Annotated in this window: 16 protein-coding genes; 3 read left to right on the top strand and 13 right to left on the bottom strand. The window is 38.1% G+C overall.

The genetic code is table 11. The features are described 5' to 3' along the window. Positions 1-219 precede the first annotated feature (219 nt). The 3 genes from BZG01_RS16830 to BZG01_RS16845 all read left to right on the top strand — a co-directional run bounded on the left by BZG01_RS16830 (position 220) and on the right by BZG01_RS16845 (position 2,559). Entirely contained in the window at positions 220-948 is a 729-nt protein-coding gene (locus BZG01_RS16830; RefSeq protein WP_101311008.1) for a DUF6261 family protein, read from the top strand. A 169-nt stretch (positions 949-1,117) separates the two neighbouring features. Continuing rightward, positions 1,118-1,486 carry a hypothetical protein gene (locus BZG01_RS16835; protein ID WP_101311009.1) on the top strand — a complete coding sequence of 123 codons (369 nt, stop codon included), beginning with the start codon at positions 1,118-1,120 and terminating at the stop codon, positions 1,484-1,486. A 476-nt stretch (positions 1,487-1,962) separates the two neighbouring features. Next, positions 1,963-2,559, top strand: a complete 597-nt coding sequence (locus BZG01_RS16845) for a transposase (protein WP_101311011.1) — start codon at positions 1,963-1,965, stop codon at positions 2,557-2,559. A gap of 91 nt (positions 2,560-2,650) precedes the next feature. Here BZG01_RS16845 and ilvA read toward each other — a convergent pair whose 3' ends face one another. The 13 genes from ilvA to BZG01_RS16910 all read right to left on the bottom strand — a co-directional run bounded on the left by ilvA (position 2,651) and on the right by BZG01_RS16910 (position 18,664). Beyond that, on the bottom strand, positions 2,651-3,910 hold the full coding sequence (ilvA, locus tag BZG01_RS16850) for a threonine ammonia-lyase IlvA (protein ID WP_101311012.1): 1,260 nt from the start codon (positions 3,908-3,910) through the stop codon (positions 2,651-2,653). A 438-nt stretch (positions 3,911-4,348) separates the two neighbouring features. Further along, positions 4,349-5,419, bottom strand: coding sequence for a 3-isopropylmalate dehydrogenase (gene leuB / locus BZG01_RS16855; RefSeq protein ID WP_101311013.1), 1,071 nt, complete (start codon positions 5,417-5,419; stop codon positions 4,349-4,351). A gap of 198 nt (positions 5,420-5,617) precedes the next feature. Beyond that, positions 5,618-7,189: an alpha-isopropylmalate synthase regulatory domain-containing protein gene (locus BZG01_RS16860; RefSeq protein WP_218973147.1), complete on the bottom strand. Its 1,572-nt coding sequence runs from the start codon at positions 7,187-7,189 to the stop codon at positions 5,618-5,620. 14 nt (positions 7,190-7,203) lie between these two features. Beyond that, complete coding sequence (gene leuD, locus BZG01_RS16865; RefSeq protein WP_101311014.1) at positions 7,204-7,788, bottom strand: 3-isopropylmalate dehydratase small subunit; 585 nt, start codon at positions 7,786-7,788, stop codon at positions 7,204-7,206. Positions 7,789-7,876: 88 nt separating this feature from the next. Next, positions 7,877-9,277, bottom strand: coding sequence for a 3-isopropylmalate dehydratase large subunit (gene leuC / locus BZG01_RS16870; RefSeq protein WP_101311015.1), 1,401 nt, complete (start codon positions 9,275-9,277; stop codon positions 7,877-7,879). A gap of 178 nt (positions 9,278-9,455) precedes the next feature. Next, complete coding sequence (locus BZG01_RS16875; RefSeq protein ID WP_101311016.1) at positions 9,456-10,949, bottom strand: 2-isopropylmalate synthase; 1,494 nt, start codon at positions 10,947-10,949, stop codon at positions 9,456-9,458. Positions 10,950-11,404: 455 nt separating this feature from the next. Further along, the gene (gene ilvC, locus BZG01_RS16880; protein WP_101311017.1) at positions 11,405-12,451 is read right to left on the bottom strand and encodes a ketol-acid reductoisomerase; all 1,047 of its coding nucleotides are present in this window, start codon (positions 12,449-12,451) and stop codon (positions 11,405-11,407) included. A 104-nt stretch (positions 12,452-12,555) separates the two neighbouring features. Next, complete coding sequence (gene ilvN, locus BZG01_RS16885; RefSeq protein WP_101311018.1) at positions 12,556-13,071, bottom strand: acetolactate synthase small subunit; 516 nt, start codon at positions 13,069-13,071, stop codon at positions 12,556-12,558. A gap of 97 nt (positions 13,072-13,168) precedes the next feature. After that, positions 13,169-14,905 (bottom strand): biosynthetic-type acetolactate synthase large subunit, encoded by a 1,737-nt coding sequence (gene ilvB / locus BZG01_RS16890; RefSeq protein ID WP_101311019.1) that lies wholly within the window; start codon positions 14,903-14,905, stop codon positions 13,169-13,171. A gap of 92 nt (positions 14,906-14,997) precedes the next feature. Then, a complete protein-coding gene (gene ilvD, locus BZG01_RS16895; protein WP_101311020.1) occupies positions 14,998-16,833 on the bottom strand; it encodes a dihydroxy-acid dehydratase in 1,836 nt (611 codons plus the stop codon). Between the two features lie 834 nt (positions 16,834-17,667). After that, positions 17,668-17,871: a hypothetical protein gene (locus BZG01_RS16900; RefSeq protein WP_101311021.1), complete on the bottom strand. Its 204-nt coding sequence runs from the start codon at positions 17,869-17,871 to the stop codon at positions 17,668-17,670. A gap of 88 nt (positions 17,872-17,959) precedes the next feature. Beyond that, positions 17,960-18,328, bottom strand: coding sequence for a hypothetical protein (locus BZG01_RS16905; RefSeq protein WP_101311022.1), 369 nt, complete (start codon positions 18,326-18,328; stop codon positions 17,960-17,962). 69 nt (positions 18,329-18,397) lie between these two features. After that, positions 18,398-18,664 (bottom strand): YtxH domain-containing protein, encoded by a 267-nt coding sequence (locus BZG01_RS16910; protein ID WP_101311023.1) that lies wholly within the window; start codon positions 18,662-18,664, stop codon positions 18,398-18,400. Positions 18,665-18,973 lie beyond the last annotated feature (309 nt).

Here is an 18,973-nt window from a genome sequence, read left to right on the forward strand (position 1 = left end):
CAAAGCCTGAAAACCTGGGTTTTCACTCCGTGTAGGGAATACAAAGCTCGGAAACTTGAGTTTTTGCCCAATGTACTAAGTACAAAGCTCGAAAACTTGGGTTTTGACACAATGTAGGGAGTACAAAGCTTGAAAACTTGGGTTTTTACACAATGTACTGAGTACAAAACAAAAATAACAGTTGAATAATCCATAAATATTAATTTAAAATAACAAGTTATGACATTGATTTCCAGAATTAAGACAACCAGTCGCAATGGCGACCTTAGTGCATTATTAAGCCTTATTCTAAAAGCATTTTCACAATACGATTGGAGTACTGACACTTATTTAACTTCTATTATTGCAAAAGTAAGTGCAATAAACACGGCACTCACCGAGGCTTTGAAGCGATTAACGATTTACTCTCAATTGGCAGAGAAAGACCATGTGCGCGATATGGAAATTAAAGCCTTGTTTAAGTTGGTAGAAGGCTATGTACATATTCCTATTGTTGAACTACAAAATGCGGCTCTGGTAGTAGACAATGTATTGGAGCAATATGGTTTGAGCATACAGAAAGAAGATTATTCCGAGGAATCGGCAGATACTGTCTCCTTACTCAACGATTTAAGTAAACCCGATGTTGCAGCTGCTATAGCAAAACTGCAAGGGGTCGCAGAAACGGTTGCAAATCTAGATGCAGCTCAAAAAGATTTTGAAAATTTAGCCTTGCAGCAAGCCAAAGGCGAGAGCGTGAAGAAAGATTTAGCTTCGGCAAGTCAATTGAAGAAAGAAGGCATCACAACGATTAATGATGACTTGATGGGCTATATGAACACCATGGCAAAGGTAAACCCTGCCGTTTATGAGGCTACCACCAAAACAATTGCCGAGTTAATCGCTAAAAACAATGAATTGGTAAAACGACGTTACAAAACAAACGAGGTAGATACCGAATTGGTTTAAAACTACAGCTAAGGGTTTCGCAAGATGTGAAGCCCTTTGTTTAAAATCATCCCACGCTGGCGGGATTGACTTAGTGCACATATTATAATACAAATAGAAATAAACGATTCAATATTAACCGGTAGCCGAAAAGGTTTATAGAGTAGGCATCATTAATAAATTAAAAAAAATGAAAAAGATTTTAATCATTACATTTATGTTGTTTTTAGGAATAACCAACTTAAAAGCACAAACTAACGAATTAATTGCTAAGACTAAAGAGGTAGCAATACTTGATGCTGTTTTAGATAAAGGATTATTTAATGATAATTCCCAAAAATTAGATATTACACTATTTGAATATTACTCTACAGCATATAAAAACAAAAGAAAAGAAATAACTCAATCAACCGGAAGTTCTGCAAGCCACCCGTCATCCTTATCAGATTATAAAGAGAGATTAGCCGAGTCTAAAGGGCTATGGTCCATAATAGGAAGAATGATGTCATGGGTAAAGAGTGATATCCCAGAAAATAGTGATGACACGGGAATAAACTAGGTTAAGCTAATAACTAGTTTACTTCCTTGAAGTTAAATTATTATTGTTATCAGAAATGGAAAAACAACTACACACAGTCGAGTAAGCTAGGGGAATTTCGCTCCTAGCTTTTCACAGAACCCGATTCTTCGCAAGAAATAAAAGACATTGCATGCAATATCCTTAAAAAAGAAGAAGAAAACCTTGCAAACGCCCCAGATCTAAATTAATACGTAATATGGCTAAGGATGCTGTTTTTAAAAATGTAGGGTAACCGTAAGGACATTGCATGCAATGTCCCTACCCCATACAACAAAAACACGAAGACCTTGGCAAATGCGCCTTATCTAAATTAACACCTGATATGGCTAAAAATGTTGGTTTTTTTTTAATAAAGGATAACCGTAAGGATCTTGCATGCAAGATCCATACAAGCATGCAAGATCCATACAAACACACAATGTCCCTACCACACAATCACAAATAAATAAAGATCGATGCATCCCAATCGTAAAAATATCCGAAAAAGAAACTACGATTATACCAATACAGGCTGGTATTTTGTGACAATCTGCACAAAAAACAGGGAGCATTTCTTCGGTGAAATCAGGAATGAAGAAATGCAATTGTCTGTAATTGGGAAACAGGCTCAGATCTTTTGGCTGGAGATCCCTAAACATTTTCCGAATGTTGAATTGGGAGAATTCGTAATTATGCCAGATCATATCCACGGAATAATTGGAATTGTAAACCGTAAGGGCGTTGCATGCAAGATCCCTACGGATATATCAAACATTGCATGCAAGATCCCTACGAGCAAGATCCCTACGGATACATCAAATAAAAACGAATACATGGCATCCATCTCACCAAAATCAGGAAGCTTATCTGCAATAATCAGATCCTATAAATCTGCGCTAACACGATGGTGCGGATTAAATGATTCCCATTCATTTAGCTGGTTAGCCCGCTTCCATGAAAGAATCATTCGAAATCAGGAAGAATATAACAGAATTGAGGAATACATTCATTCCAATCCAAAAAAATGTCAAATACAGACGTTGCATGCAACGTCTACATTGAAAAAATGTTAATCACCCTAAGAAAATCATCAAACAATTGGACACAAAAAAAGCGATAACCAATTACTGGCTATCGCTTTTTTGATTGTTATCAACTAATATTTCAGACTATGAACTGAAACAAATCCGTTTTATCGTTTAGGTATTCGAAAATAAAGTTACGCTCGGTCATTCTCTCTTGCAATCTTTGTAAATCGGTAGGATTTTGTACTTCGATTCCGATAACTGCCGGGCCTTTTTCCCTGCTGCTCTTTTTGTAGTACTCAAAATGGGTAATGTCATCACCCGCATCCAACACATCGTTTACAAATTCTTTTAGCGCTCCCGAACGCTGCGGAAAACGCACCATGAAATAGTGCTTTAAGCCTTCGTAAAGCAAGCTTCTTTCTTTGATTTCCTCCATTCGGGTAATGTCGTTGTTGCTGCCACTTAACACACAAACCACATTCTTCCCTTTAATTTCTTCTTTCATTAATTGCAAAGCGGCAATGGATAAAGCTCCTGCAGGTTCTGCCACAATTGCATCCTCGTTGTACATCTGCAAAATGGTTGAGCAGATGAGTCCCTCCGGAACCACCACAATTCCATCCAAAACCTTTTCGCATATTTTCCAGGTAAGATCTCCCACTTTTCTTACTGCAGCACCATCTACAAAGCGGTCAATTGTCTCCAAAGCAACATTGTCCTTTTTTTCAAATGCCATTTTCATGGAAGCAGCCCCTTCGGGCTCAACACCTATAATTTTTGTATTCGGACTAAATTCCTTGATCCATGCCCCTACTCCTGAAGCCAAACCGCCTCCGCCAATCGGCAGAAACAGATAATCAATGCACTCTTTAAGCTGCCTTAGTATTTCCAAACCAATGGTTCCTTGTCCTTCAATAATCTTTGGATCATCAAACGGGTGAATAATGGTTTGTCCGAGTTCTTTGGCATCTGCATTTGCTTTGGCCGAGGCATCATCAAAAGTATCGCCGGTAAGGATAATTTCCACCTGATCGCCGCCAAACATTTTCACCTGCTTAACCTTCTGACGAGGGGTTGTTTCGGGCATGTAGATTTTTCCGAAACATTTCAGTTTACTGCAGGAATAGGCAACTCCCTGAGCATGATTGCCCGCGCTTGCACACACAATTCCTTTTGCCAGCACCTCTTTCGAAAGACTGGCTATTTTATTGTAAGCTCCTCTTATTTTATAGGAACGAACCTGTTGCAGATCCTCCCTTTTTAAATAAATATTTGCTTCGCTTTTTGATGATAGATTTAAGTTTTTGAGTAAAGGAGTTTCCAACACCACCTCCTGAACCCGCCTGTTTGCCTTAACAATATCCGCCATTAGCGGATAATAATTTTCTTTTGACATTTCGTCCCCCTTTTCTTTTGTTAAAATAAATAAGCCTGAAAGTAACCAATTCCTTCAGGCTTATTCTTAGAAACTGTTTCAAATTTATCCTTCAGTTTTTTTATATGAAGAAATAAAGCCTAACTGCGTTAAATTCCATTTAAATAGAACCACTATTCTCATAAAATTTGCCTTATTACGCTTCATTTTTCATCAATAATAAATTCTAAAAACAAATTTAAACAGCTTCTGACTTATGATGTGTATTAAGCTGGGTTCAATTGTTAACTTATTGATAACCTATGGAATTTACTTTTAGCTTAGCTGCTTTTAGCAGGAAAAGTAACTAGTAGTTAGAAAACTCATTACCAAGTACTATTTACCTGTTGCTTAAAGATCTGTTCACAGGATAACTCAACGGTTTATGAAAGGAAACAATCATCGAACTCAGATCATTAACTAAGCATTTTGAATGTAATTTGCCAGCCAATCTCCCACTTCACTCGTTGAGTAAGCCTTTTTGCCATCAGCAATATCTTCGGTAACCACACCGGCTTCCAACGATTTATCAATTGCTTCCCGAATTAAAGCTCCTTCTTTCATCAAGCCAAATGCGTATTCGAACATCATGGCTGCAGAAAGAACCGTAGCGCAAGGATTGGCAATATTTTTACCTGCAGCTTGTGGATAAGATCCATGAATTGGCTCAAATACCGAAGTGTGAACACCTATCGATGCTGAAGGCAGCATTCCCATTGAACCTGAAATTACACTCGCCTCATCGGTAAGGATATCTCCAAACATATTTTCGGTAACCATTACATCGAAACGTTTTGGCCAGGTAATTAACTGCATAGCTGCATTGTCAACAAACATGTATTCTACTTCAATTTCAGGAAATTCAGGCTCAATTCTTTGAGAAACTTCTCTCCACAATCTTGATGTGGCCAATACATTTGCTTTGTCAACAATGGTTAATTTTTTGCGGCGTTTTCCTGCATATTCAAATCCCAAACGAACGATACGTTCAATTTCATCGGCCGAATACACACATGTATCGTAAGCAGTTTGTCCATCTTCAGTACGTCCCTGCGGACGGCCAAAATAAATTCCTCCCGTTAGCTCACGGATGCACATAAAATCTGCACCGTCAACCAGTTCGGTTTTCAATGGAGATTTATGAATCAGCGACTTAAATGTATTTACAGGTCGAAGATTTGCATACAAACCCAATTTTTTCCGCATGGCAAGTAAACCTTGCTCAGGACGAACTTTTGCACCTGGATCGTTATCGAACCGGGGATGTCCGATGGCTCCAAATAAAACGGCATCCGAATTCATACACAATTCATGCGTTTCATCAGGATAAGGGTTACCAACTTTATCAATTGCAACAGCTCCTACCAAAGCTTCAGTATATTCAAATTCGTGTCCAAATTTTTGAACAACTGCATCGGTAACTTTTCTTGCCTGTGCTACGATTTCCGGACCAATTCCGTCTCCGGCCAATACTGCTATTTTATACTTCATTATGTTGAAAGATCTTTAGATTAATAGTCCGTTAGATTTTAGTAATTAGTTTGATTTACAAGATGTTTATTTTTCAATATTTTAACCAATAACACGTTATTCATAAAACACACTAAAAAATCAAATGCTTACAAAATGGTAACAAACTATTATTAGATATGAGATGAATTAATTCAATCACCATCTAATTACATATTTTTAGTTTTCTTTATTGTTATTTGATAATTGCCCTGTGAGTACATTGTCATGCTGCTCAATTAGATTAAGCATCCGAAGAGTAGCTTTTATTGCAGCTTCTATCTGGTCAGGATCCAATCCACGGGTTTTAAATTCCTTACCCTTGTAATTCCATGCGATAAAAGCTTCCACCAAAGCATCTGTCTTTCCTCCCGGTGGAATCCGAACCAGATAATCGGTCAATATTGGCCGTTCTCTGCCCAATTCGTCATAAATGCTCCAAATGGCATTCATAAAAGCATCGAATTGACCATCACCAGACGATGTTCCTTCGTACATTTTCCCGTTTACTTCCAGATTAATAGAAACAAACGGACGCATTCCTTTGGATAAAGACAAAGAATAATGTTTGATCTGAATTGGCATCTCATCCATTGTCTGATTCAAAACATCAGAAACAATGTAAGGCAAATCATCTATGGTAACTACTTCTTTTTTATCTCCCAGTTCGATGACCCGCTTTGTAACCAGTTTCATGGTTTCTTCTTCCAAAGTAATCCCCAGCTCTTCCAGATTTTTTTTAATGTTCGCCTTACCCGATGTCTTGCCAAGAGCATATTTGCGTTCACGTCCAAATCTTTCGGGCATTAAACGGTTAAAATACAAATCATCCTTTGAATCGCCGTCGGCATGAACGCCACAGGTTTGTGTGAAAACATTCTCTCCTACCAAAGGTTTATTTCTGGGTATCCGAATTCCTGAGAAAGTCTCTACAATTCGACTAACAATATTGATTTTGTTCTCATCAACATTTATTTTACGAGCCAAATGATCGTTTATTACTCCTATTACGGAAGCCAAAGGAGCATTTCCCGCTCGTTCGCCTAAACCATTCACTGTTGTATGAATGCCATTAATACCAGCTAAAATTGAAGAATAAACATTAGCCACTGCCAAATCGTAATCATTATGAGCATGAAAATCGAAATGCAGTTTTGGATATCTTTCGCGGCAAGCATAACAAAAATCGAAAGCCTGCACCTGATTTAATACACCTAAAGTATCGGGCAACATGAAACGCTGAATGTTTTCATGTTGAAGTTCATCCATCAGATACCAAACGTAATCTCTTGAAGAAATCATCCCATTCGACCAATCCTCAAGATATAGGTTTACCTTGATTCCTAGATTTGATGCATAGGCCACGGCGTCTTTTATATCCTGAACATGCTGTCCCGGTGATTTTTTCAACTGTCCCTGTAAATGCTTTAATGAACCTTTCGACAGCAAATTCACTACTCTTGCACCACTTGCATGAATCCAATCAAGAGAGGCAGTTCCGTCAATAAAACCCAGAACTTCAATTTTGTCCAGACAATCGTTCTCTTCTGCCCATTTGGTAATTCGCTTTACTGCTTGAAATTCTCCTTCAGATACTCTGGCTGAGGCTACCTCTATCCGATCTACTTTTAAGGATTGCAGTAATAATTTTGCAACGCCTAACTTTTCCTCGGAATTAAAGCTTACCCCAGAAGTCTGCTCACCATCCCGCAGAGTGGTGTCCATTATTTCTAAGCTACGCAGTTCGTTCATCTTTGCATGTTCTATTAGTTATTGGCTTCAAAAGCCTCTATCTTTTCTTTTCTTGCGAGAAGGAAATCGATATCGTCGAATCCGTTCAGTAAACAATTTTTCTTGTAAGGATTAATTGCAAAACTTTCGCTTTCTCCATTCAGACTAATGCTTTGCTTCTCCAAATCAACTACGATTTTTTGTTCCTTATTTTTCTCTACGGCATCGAATATTTTCGCTAAAAATTCAGGCGAAACCATAACAGGAAGTACTCCGTTATTCAATGCATTATTTTGGAAAATATCAGCAAAGAAACTACTCACAACAACTTTAAAACCATAATCGTGAATTGCCCATGCTGCATGTTCCCTTGATGAACCACTTCCGAAATTTTTTCCTCCCACTAAAATTTCGCCTGAATATTCAGATTTATTCAAAACAAAATCAGGGTTTTCTTTTCCGTCAGAAGTATATCTCCAATCGCGGAAAAGATTTTCACCAAATCCTTCACGGCTTGTCGCCTTTAGGAAACGTGCAGGAATAATTTGATCTGTATCCACATTTTCAACGGGAAGCGGTACATATGTCGATTCCAATGTGGTAAATTTATCTATTGGCATAATTATTTCACTTTTAGCAGTTAGCCGATAGCTATCGTTACGCTAACCAAATACTGTTTAATTACTATTTACTGATAACTGAATTTGATTAAAACAATTCTCTAGGATCGGAAACAACTCCGGTGATTGCAGCCGCTGCAGCCGTAAGCGGACTGGCCAACATTGTTCTTGCGCCAGGTCCCTGTCTTCCTTCAAAATTTCTATTTGATGTAGAAACGCTGTATTTTCCTGCCGGAATTTTATCGTCGTTCATGGCTAAACATGCAGAACAGCCAGGCTGACGCATTTTAAATCCTGCTTCTTCCAAAATTTCAACCAAGCCTTCTTCTATAGCCTGTTTTTCAACTTGTTTTGATCCGGGAACAATCCATGCAGTAACTGAATCTGCCTTTTTCTTTCCTTTAACCGCAGCAGCCAAAATTCGAAGATCTTCAATACGACCATTGGTACAACTACCCACAAAAACGTAATCAACTTTCTTACCCAATAGTTTGTCTCCTAAACCAAATCCCATATAATCCAATGACTTTTTGAAAGTTGGCAATTCGGTTGGATCCACATCTTTTGCCGTTGGGATACTTCCGGAAACTCCAATTCCCATTCCTGGATTGGTTCCATAAGTCAGCATTGGTTCAATGTCCGAAGCCTTGTATGTATATTCTTTATCGAACTTAGCTCCTTCATCAGTTTTTAACTCTTTCCATTTGGCCAAAGCTTTTGTCCAGTCCTCACCTTTTGGTGCGAATTCACGACCTTCTACATAATCAAAAGTAGTTTGATCGGGAGCAATCATTCCTCCGCGGGCTCCCATTTCGATACTCATGTTACAAACAGTCATTCGACCTTCCATACTCAAAGCACGAACTGCCGATCCTGCATATTCAACAAAATATCCGGTTGCACCGCCGGTTCCCAGCTGTGCTATCACATAAAGTGTAAGATCTTTTGCGGTAACGCCTTTTTGCAGTTGCCCATCAATAGTAATCCGCATTTTTTTAGGCTTCGGCTGCAAAATACACTGAGTTGCCAAAACCATTTCTACCTCCGAAGTACCAATACCAAAAGCTACAGCTCCAAAAGCACCGTGTGTTGAAGTATGACTGTCACCACAAACCAGAGTCATTCCCGGTTGTGTATGTCCAAGCTCCGGACCAACAACATGAACAATCCCATTATATGGATGATTTAAACCATAAAGTGTAATGTTATTTTTCTCGCAGTTAGCCGTTAAAGTTTCAACTTGCTTTCTCGACAATTCATCCTTAATCGTTAAATGCTGATTTTCTGTCGGAATGTTATGATCTGGAGTTGCAATGGTATTTTCAGGACGAAAAACTTTCATTCCTCTTGCCTCTAATCCGGAGAATGCCTGCGGACTGGTTACCTCGTGAATCAAATGCTTGTCAATATAAAATACACTGGGGCCTCCCTCAATTTTCTCAACCACGTGGGCATCCCATACTTTATCAAATAGTGTTTTTGGTTCCATATTACTCTTTTAATACGATTATGTATTTGAGAAACTGTTTTAATTTATCCTTCAGTTTTTTTATATGAATAAATAAAGCCTAACTGCGTTAATTTGCCTTGTTACGCTTCATCTTTCACCGAAAAAAATTCTAAAAACAAATTCAAATAGTTTCTGAATATTTTTATCTAAATCTGTCTTATACTATTTTGGAAAGCGCATCAACCAATGCTTCAACAGAAGCTGTAATGATATCAACATTCGCAGCAAACCCGTAGACTGTACGACCTTTGTGTTCAACCTGAACATGAACTTTTCCCAAATCATTGCTTCCGCGGGTAAGCGCCTGAACAAGGAATTCACCCAAAGTGAATTTTTGTTCTATCAGTTTTTTAACCGCATTGAAACAAGCATCTATCGGCCCGTTTCCTTCAGCAGTTGCCGCACAGCTGACTCCTTTTATTTTCAGATGTACCGTAGCCATCGGAATGGTTGATTTACCGGAAACAACCTGCAGCAATTCCAATTCCACTGATTTCTGCAAATCATTGGCATCACCCATTAATTCCGAAAGATCTTTCTCTGTCAAATTCTTTTTCTGATCAGCCATCACCAAGAACCGATTATAGGCATCATCCAGCTGATCTTTGGTTAATGTATAGCCCATTTGACTTAGGTGATGATTTAATGCTGCACGACCACTTCTGGCTGTTAAAACAATTGCTGATTCCTTAATCCCAACATCAACAGGATCGATAATTTCGTAATTCTCTCTGTTTTTCAAGAATCCATCCTGATGGATTCCTGATGAATGAGCAAATGCATTTCTTCCAACAATGGCTTTATTTGCCTGAACAGGCATGTTCATTAAAGACGAAACCAAACGACTGGCAGCATAAATTTCCTTGTTCTTGATATCGGTATAGAAAGGCAAGGCATGATGCGTTTTAATGGCCATCACCACCTCTTCCAATGAAGTATTTCCTGCCCGTTCTCCAATTCCGTTTATGGTAACCTCTACCTGACGGGCTCCATTAATTACGCCGCTTAAAGAGTTCGCAGTAGCCATACCCAAATCATTATGGCAATGGGTTGATAAAATTGCTTTGTGAACATTGAAGACATTTTCCATCAGGTACTTAATTTTCGCACCATATTCTCCGGGAAGGCAATATCCTGTTGTATCAGGAATATTAATAACTGTAGCTCCGGCTTTAATAACCGCTTCAACTACGCGGGCCAAATATTCATTATCTGAACGCCCGGCATCCTCAGCATAAAACTCAACATCCTCGACATAACGCTTGGCATACTTTACTGCGCGAACAGCACGATCAAGTATTTCCTCGGGGGTTGAATTTAATTTTGATTTTATGTGATAAGGAGAAGTACCAATTCCGGTATGAATCCTCCCTCTTTTTGCAAATTTAAGAGCCTCGGCAGCTACATCGATATCCTTTTCAACAGCGCGGGTAAGTGCACAGATAATGGGATTACTAACCGCTTTGGCTATTTCGACGACTGAATTGAAATCTCCCGGACTTGAAACAGGAAAACCTGCTTCTATAACATCCACTCCAAGAGCCTCTAAAGTTCTGGCAACTTCAATTTTTTCAATTGTATTCAATTGACATCCCGGAACTTGTTCACCATCTCTAAGTGTGGTGTCGAAAATAAATATTTTATCACTCATTGTATTTGTGTTTTTACGTATGCTACTACTCGTTTTTGCTGCAAAAAAAAATTCTCCCTGTCTTTGGAAGAACCTTGCATGATAACCTTACATTAGTTAGAATATTATACAGTCTTCCTTGTTGATTCTCCAATAATGAGATCAATAATCAGGTTAAAACCAATAAGGATACTATCATAAATCATCTTACTAAAGTTTTGGACTATTTTAGAATAATGGGAGAAATCTCCCAATCCCTGACAAACCTAAAAACTTATGGTCTTTGGGAAAAACAATTATTCAATTGCAACTACGATCTTCAAACTAATTCAAATACATTTCCCGAAACACAAACTAAAACACAAAACCCTATTAACCTGCAAACTAAGCCAATCTTTGTTTTCTAATTAATGGGATATCCAAGCTTGAAATAAACCTGACAGGTTTTAAAAATCTGTCAGGTTTTGAATGTATTTCTAGTTATTTTCAGGTCTTAATTTACGAACAGCAGTACCCGCCTGCCACATTTCACTTTCGCGAAGTTCTTTTAATTCAGCATCTAATTTCACACGATAATCGCTTTGACTGTTGGAATCAATAGAACGTTGTGCTTCGTTACCCGCAGCAACCTCTTTATACAATTTTTCGAAAACCGGTTTGGTAGCATCACGGAAAGGCTTCCACCAATCTAATGCTCCACGTTGTGCTGTTGTTGAAGTATTTGCATACATCCAATCCATTCCATTTTCAGCAACCAATGGCATTAAACTTTGAGTTAACTCTTCAACAGTTTCGTTAAACGCTTCAGAAGGAGAATGTCCGTTAGAACGAAGAACTTCATACTGTGCAGCAAAAATTCCTTGAATACATCCCATCAATGTTCCACGCTCACCAGTTAAATCGGAGTAAACTTCTCTTTTAAAAGTAGTCTCGAACAGGTAACCTGAACCAACACCAATTCCCAATGCCACAACACGGTCGAAAGCTCTTCCAGTTGCATCCTGAAAAATCGCATACGAAGAATTCAAACCACGTCCTTCCAAAAACATTCTTCTCAAACTGGTTCCTGATCCTTTTGGAGCCACCAAAATTACATCAACATCCTTCGGAGGAATAATATTCGTACGCTCTTTGTAAGTGATACCAAAACCATGAGAAAAGTAAAGTGCTTTACCTGGCTTCAAGTATTTCTGTACTGTAGGCCAAACAGCAATCTGTCCGGCATCTGATAACAAATATTGAATAACGGTAGCTTTGTCAAGAGCTTCCTCAATTTCGAATAAAGTTTCTCCTGGAACCCAACCATCAGCGACAGCTTTATCCCAGGTTTTAGAATCTTTACGCTGACCAACGATTACGTTAAAACCATTATCTTTTAAATTTAATGATTGACCTGGTCCCTGAACACCATATCCGATAACCGCAATGGTTTCATCTTTCATTACCTCACGTGCTTTTTCCAACGAAAATTCTTCACGTGTAACTACTTTTTCTTCAACGCCACCAAAGTTTATTGTTGCCATTTTTTCTATTTTTTAGATATTAGATTTTAGATATTAGATTTTGAGAGTGAAATGTGAACGATTCTATTTTCTCACATCTCATTTCTATCATCTTACATCTATTTTTAATTTGATAATTCTTTTAAATAACTTGTAAATTCTTTCTGTTGACAGGATACTGCAACCCGACCCGAACGGGCAAACTGCAATACACCAAACTGTTCCAGCTCATTAAACAATTCCTGGTTATCAGCCTTATACCCAACCTTTTCAATCACCAGAAAATCTGGATGAACAGTAAGAATTTTTGCATTCTGACTTCTCATTAATGCTTCCAGATTTCCATTTAAATCGGGAGAATTTGCAATTTTAAACAATGCCACTTCCTGATGAACAATCTCATCAGCCTCAAAAAAGAAGGCCTTGAATACCCCAATGATCTTTTCGATTTGACGAACCACATTCTCAACTTTCATTTCATCCATAAAAGCAACAATGGTATATCGTGAAACCCCTTTTACTTCCGATTCGGAAACAGTTAAGCTTTCTATGTTAATTTTTCTTCTCGAGAAAACGATGGTAACCTCATTCAACAAACCGATGTCGTTTTCAGAAAAAACCGTAATTGTATATTCTTTCATTTTATTTAGATATTAGATGTGAGAAATGAGATACGAGATAAAACTCAATAAAATGGTTTATTCTCTTCACTTTAAACCTTCTCCTTTTACTTTAAACTTATTCCAACCGCATATCCGATACTGCAGCTCCCGGTGCAATCATTGGCAAAACATTACACTCCGTTTCAACAATCACTTCTAAAAAGAAAGCTCCCGGTGTTTCCAGCATTTCTTTTATTGCAGCATCCAAATCTTCTCTCTTCGATACTCTTTTTCCTTTGATTCCGTATCCATCAACAATCTTTACAAAATCAGGATTCTCCAGCTGAGTATTTGAAAATCGTTGTTCGAAAAACAAATCCTGCCACTGACGTACCATTCCTAAAAACGAGTTGTTTAATACAATTGTTTTAACCGGCAGGTTATACTGTTTGATTACCGCAAGCTCCTGTAAAGTCATTTGGAATCCACCATCTCCGGAAACAGATACAACCGTTGCATCCATATCAGCTATTTGAGCTCCAATGGCTGCAGGCAAACCAAATCCCATGGTTCCTAGTCCTCCTGATGTAATCTGAGTATTTGGGTTTTTAAACTCATAATACCTGGCACTTGTCATTTGGTGCTGTCCAACATCGGTACACAAAATAGCTTCGCCATTAGTCTGCTCCGACAGCAATCGAATTACCTCGGCCATGTTAATGTTTTCCTTATTGGCATAAGCCTGCTTACTAATTACTTTATCAAATTCAAGCTGATAGTAATCTTTAAAAGTCTTCATCCATGCTGCTTTTTCTCCACCACTAACCAACTTATTCAGTTCGGCTAAAGCTTGCTTGGCATCAGCAAATACAGGTACATCAACTATAATATTCTTGTTGTGCTCTGATCTGTCTATATCGATATGAATGATTTTTGCCTGTTTGGCATATTTTGCTGTATCTCCGGTTACTCTGTCGTCGAAACGCATACCAACTGCAATCAAAACATCGCACTCGTTGGTGTTCATATTCGGTCCGTAATTTCCATGCATTCCCAACATTCCAACATACAACGGATGATCGGTAGGGAATGATGACAATCCTAACAAAGTACAAGCAACAGGAACCTGAGTTTTCTCAACAAATTCCATCAATTCTTTTTCAGCTCCCGAAAGAGAAATTCCTTGTCCGGCCAAAAGCAATGGTTTTTTTGCACCATTGATTAATGCGGCGGCGGCTTCAATCTCCGACTGATTTATTTTTGGAACCGGCTGATAAGAACGTACCCTTTCGCATTTTTTATATTCGTAATCTGCTGTGGCAATCTGAGCATCCTTAGTGATATCAATTAAAACCGGACCCGGACGACCTGAACGGGCAATATAGAATGCTTTAGCAATTACCTTGGCAATTTCATCAGCACTTGTAATTTGATAATTCCATTTTGTTACAGGCATTGACAGACCAACCATATTGGTTTCCTGAAAAGCATCTGTTCCCAATAAACCACTGGCTACTTGTCCGGTAATTACAACCATAGGAGTCGAATCCAGATATGCATCCGCCAATCCGGTAATTACATTTGTTGCGCCAGGACCCGAAGTCGTAAAACACACACCTGGTTTTTTACTGATTCGTGCATAAGCCTGAGCAGAATGCATTGCTCCTTGTTCATGCCTCGACATGTACTGTTTCATTTCATCCTGATAATCGTACAAAGCATCGTAAACAGGCATGATTGCACCACCAATGTATCCAAACATGGTATCTACATCTTCCTGAATAAGCGTTCGAACCAAAATCTCGGCTCCCGATATTCTTTCAATGGTTTTAATCATTCCATTTGTATTTTTTGTTTTTGCTGCTACTTCCATTGTGTTTGTTGTTTTAGCCAAAAGTCGAAAGCAGTGAATTCCTTAAAATTTTTTGACTCCTTTGACTCTATTATTAATTCTTAATTAATAATTTATAATTGTCTAATTGCTCCTTTATCTGCCGAAGACACAAGTCTTGAATAGGCTTGCAGAGCTTTTGAAACCTGACGGTTACGTCCTCGCGGCACAAATGCTTCCTGACCAAATGCTTCTTCGTCTTTTCTTCTTTGTGCTAACTCTTCATCAGAAATACAGACATTAATGCTTCTTTTAGGGATACTGATTTCAATTTTATCACCATTCTGAATTAAAGCAATTGCTCCTCCGGCTCCTGCCTCAGGAGACACATGACCGATTGATAATCCGGAAGTTCCACCAGAAAAACGTCCATCGGTAATCAAAGCACATTTTGCTCCCAATCCCATTGATTTCAGGTAAGAGGTTGGATACAGCATTTCCTGCATTCCGGGTCCGCCAGCTGGTCCTTCGTAACGAATCACAACAACATCACCAGCATTAATCTGTTTTGTAAGAATGGCTTCGCAAGCATCTTTCTGTGAATAATATACTTTTGCCGTACCAGTAAAATTGAAAACTGACGAATCTACTCCTGCCGTTTTTACAATGCTCCCGTTTGGAGCAATGTTTCCAAACAAAACGGCCAATCCACCATCTTGAGTGTAAGCATTTTCCATGCTTCGGATACAACCGGCTTCTCTGTCTTTATCCAGCTCCTTAAAAGCAGTATTTTGAGAAGCAAACGTTAAGTTCCTACCCGATTGACCTGGTGCAGCATGATATATTTCCAGTGCTTTAGCAGTCAACTTTTCAGAAAAAAGATCATTCAATTCCAAAGCTTCTTTTAGGTTGGCAGAGTCAACACGATACACATCAGTATTTAAAAGATTTCCACGATCCAATTCTGCAAGTATACTCATGATTCCTCCCGCCCTGTTCACATCTTCGATGTAATATTTAGGCGAATTTGGAGCTACTTTACACAAATTTGGTGTTTTACGAGACAGTTCATCCATATCTTTCATGGTGAAATCAACTTCGGCTTCATGGGCAATTGCCAACAAATGAAGCACAGTGTTTGTTGATCCTCCCATTGCAATATCCAATGTCATTGCATTTCTAAAAGCATCCACTGTGGCAATTGATCTAGGTAAAACCCGATCGTCCCCCTCTTTGTAGTATTTATTCGTAATATCTACAATGCATTGCGCCGCATCAGTAAACAAATCTTTACGAAGTTTATGAGTAGCCAATAAAGTTCCATTTCCTGCCAAAGCCAAACCTAATGCTTCATTCAAACAGTTCATAGAATTGGCGGTGAACATTCCCGAACAGCTGCCACATGTCGGACAAGCTGATTCTTCAATTTCCTGCATGCGCTCATCGCTGACACTATCGTCACCGGCTTTTACCATGGCATCCACCAAATCAAGCTTCTCGCCTTTCGACTCACCGGCTTCCATTGGTCCACCCGAAACAAAAACAGTAGGGATATTTAACCGCATGGCAGCCATCATCATTCCAGGAGTAATTTTATCACAGTTGGAAATACAGATCATAGCATCAACCTTGTGAGCGTTGCAAACATATTCAACACTATCGGCAATTACGTCGCGTGAAGGCAGAGAGTAGAGCATTCCGTCGTGTCCCATTGCTATTCCATCATCGATAGCTATCGTATTAAATTCAGCAGCAAAATAGCCGGCCTTTTCAATTTCCGTCTTCACCATTTGCCCTACATTTTGCAAGTGCACATGTCCCGGTACAAATTGGCTGAAAGAGTTCACCACCGCAATAACCGGCTTTCCGAACATTTTTTCTTTCATTCCGTTTGCCCGCCACAAGCTTCTTGCTCCGGCCATTCTTCGGCCTTGTGTGGTCTGATCACTGCGTAATTTATTTTTATACATTTTGGTTAATTCGTTAATAGTTTATTCTTGTTTGTTTCAGTTTGCGTCAAAAAAAACGCCCTTTCGTTGGAAAGAGCGCTAATAATTTCGTTTTACCGAAAGTTATTGTCTGTGCACGCTTTCCCTCCTTGTCATTCTAATAATGACAATTGAAATAATAATGACGATAATGACTACCTTAAATGATAACATACAATAACCGGATCAAAAAAAAAGCCCCTTCGTTTTGAAGAGGCCTTAGATATTTTGTAAAATTAAATTCGTTTAATTTAAATATGCTCAGCCTCGAATCGTGTCCAGAAGGACGCGAATAATGACGCTAATAATAATTACTGAATTAAATTGCATATTCTTTTTGTTGATTCGAACCTCTAAAGATTCATAATTTGTTTTTAATTTTGTCAACGAACATCTACAATCTCTCTTTCGATCTGATTACGTTGACAAATCTATGCGACAAATATAAGAGGAAAAATCCCTTATTTGCAAATCTTACGATTCCCAATTGCTTTTTTTAATCTGATAACAATCTAAATAATCATCATTAAACACTGATTATCAACACTTATAATTTTTAAGGTAATTGTGATTAAATGTAACTTTCAATTGGCAAAAAACAGATAAAATAAACCAAAAATAATTTTATGCAAAGCTTTGCACCCCTCTGCTTTTGGCCGAATTCGAAACAAAATACTTAATCCTTCTTTCTTAGTTTCCATCTACTATTCTGCCAAAAAAAGAGACTATTGATATTTAATTTTTCAACAGCCTCCAATTTTCATCACTTTTTACTTCGGATTTTTCTGTATTCCAGAGTATTCCCTCTATGGAAATTTAAGGATTGGTTTTTTTCCTGATGAATCGTCCAATTGTTCTTCCAATCCAATTCCCAACACTGTTCTCCAAAAAATTTTCAGCACTAAAATTTGTTCTGGTATTTCGAAAGAAATATTCCAGTTTGTAACCAGCCAATTCTTTTTCCAGATAAAGGCGATATCTTTCTTTTTCAATATCCTTAAGTGACCGAAAGCGCTTCATTTAGTATCTATTTTTTTTACAGTGTACCGTATTTTGTGAAAAGTTTGGAATAATAAACCCATAGCTTTGGCGTTAGAATCGATAGAATTCAGCTTGGTTCATTATTTTTATTTTCCTTTTTGAAAAGGAATCGATGAAAGAATCTGATCAATGGGCGCTCAATCAATGGTTTTTTAAGAAGATAAACCAATAACAACAAAAAGAGATAAAAGAAACCTATGCCCAGATAACCTGCGGCTTCATTTCCCAGCAAATCGCCCAGCCATATAGCAGCACTAAATCCAAAAAGGAACAATGCCAGCATAAGCAATATGAAAAACACAGCTGCAAACGTGATGGCAACAACGAAACGCATTAATTTTTCGAAACCAGCCAACTTATAGTATTCAACATTAGAATCGAAATACTCAATAAGCAACTCCTTTAATTGTGTGAACTGTTCGGCGATTTTTCCCAATATCTTTTTGTTTTAGTAAACTGAAACTTCAATAATTTGATTCCAATAACAAACAGATGCCAGAAAGAATTATGCTAATTCTTCTTCTTCCTTTTCTTTTCTTCTGAAGTCTTCTAATTTCTTCTCTAACGCCACAATTAATTCGTCCATTTTAACACGCATATTTTCTACACTCTTATCGAAGACAGCATCTAATTCTTCAGCCTTTTCTTTTGCCTTCGCCTTCACTTTTTTACGGGTTACCTCCCCTTTATCGGGAGCATATAAAACACCTAAACCAACACCAATTGCACAGCCAGCTAACAAGCCCGCAACAATTCCTCCTGTACTTGACATATCATATAATTTTTAAATGAAACAATAAATATATTATAAAGATTTGATGTATAACACCTTATATCAAGTTAAGGATTTTTACTGCAGTAGTCAATTTTTTCATTCTGCATCAGGTATTTTTTTTATATGTATATTTTGTCCGATCATACTATTAAAAACTATCTACACATGGAGTTTTACATAATCGAGTAGGTAGAGGGATTACTCCCTCGCCCTCTCACACCACCGTACGTACTCTCGTATACGGCGATTTCAAATTAATTTTGTAACAGTACATATTTATTCGACATATTAAACAAACCTAAATCC

This window comes from Labilibaculum manganireducens (genome assembly GCF_002843385.1).
GTDB classification, from domain to species: Bacteria; Bacteroidota; Bacteroidia; order Bacteroidales; family Marinifilaceae; genus Labilibaculum; species Labilibaculum manganireducens.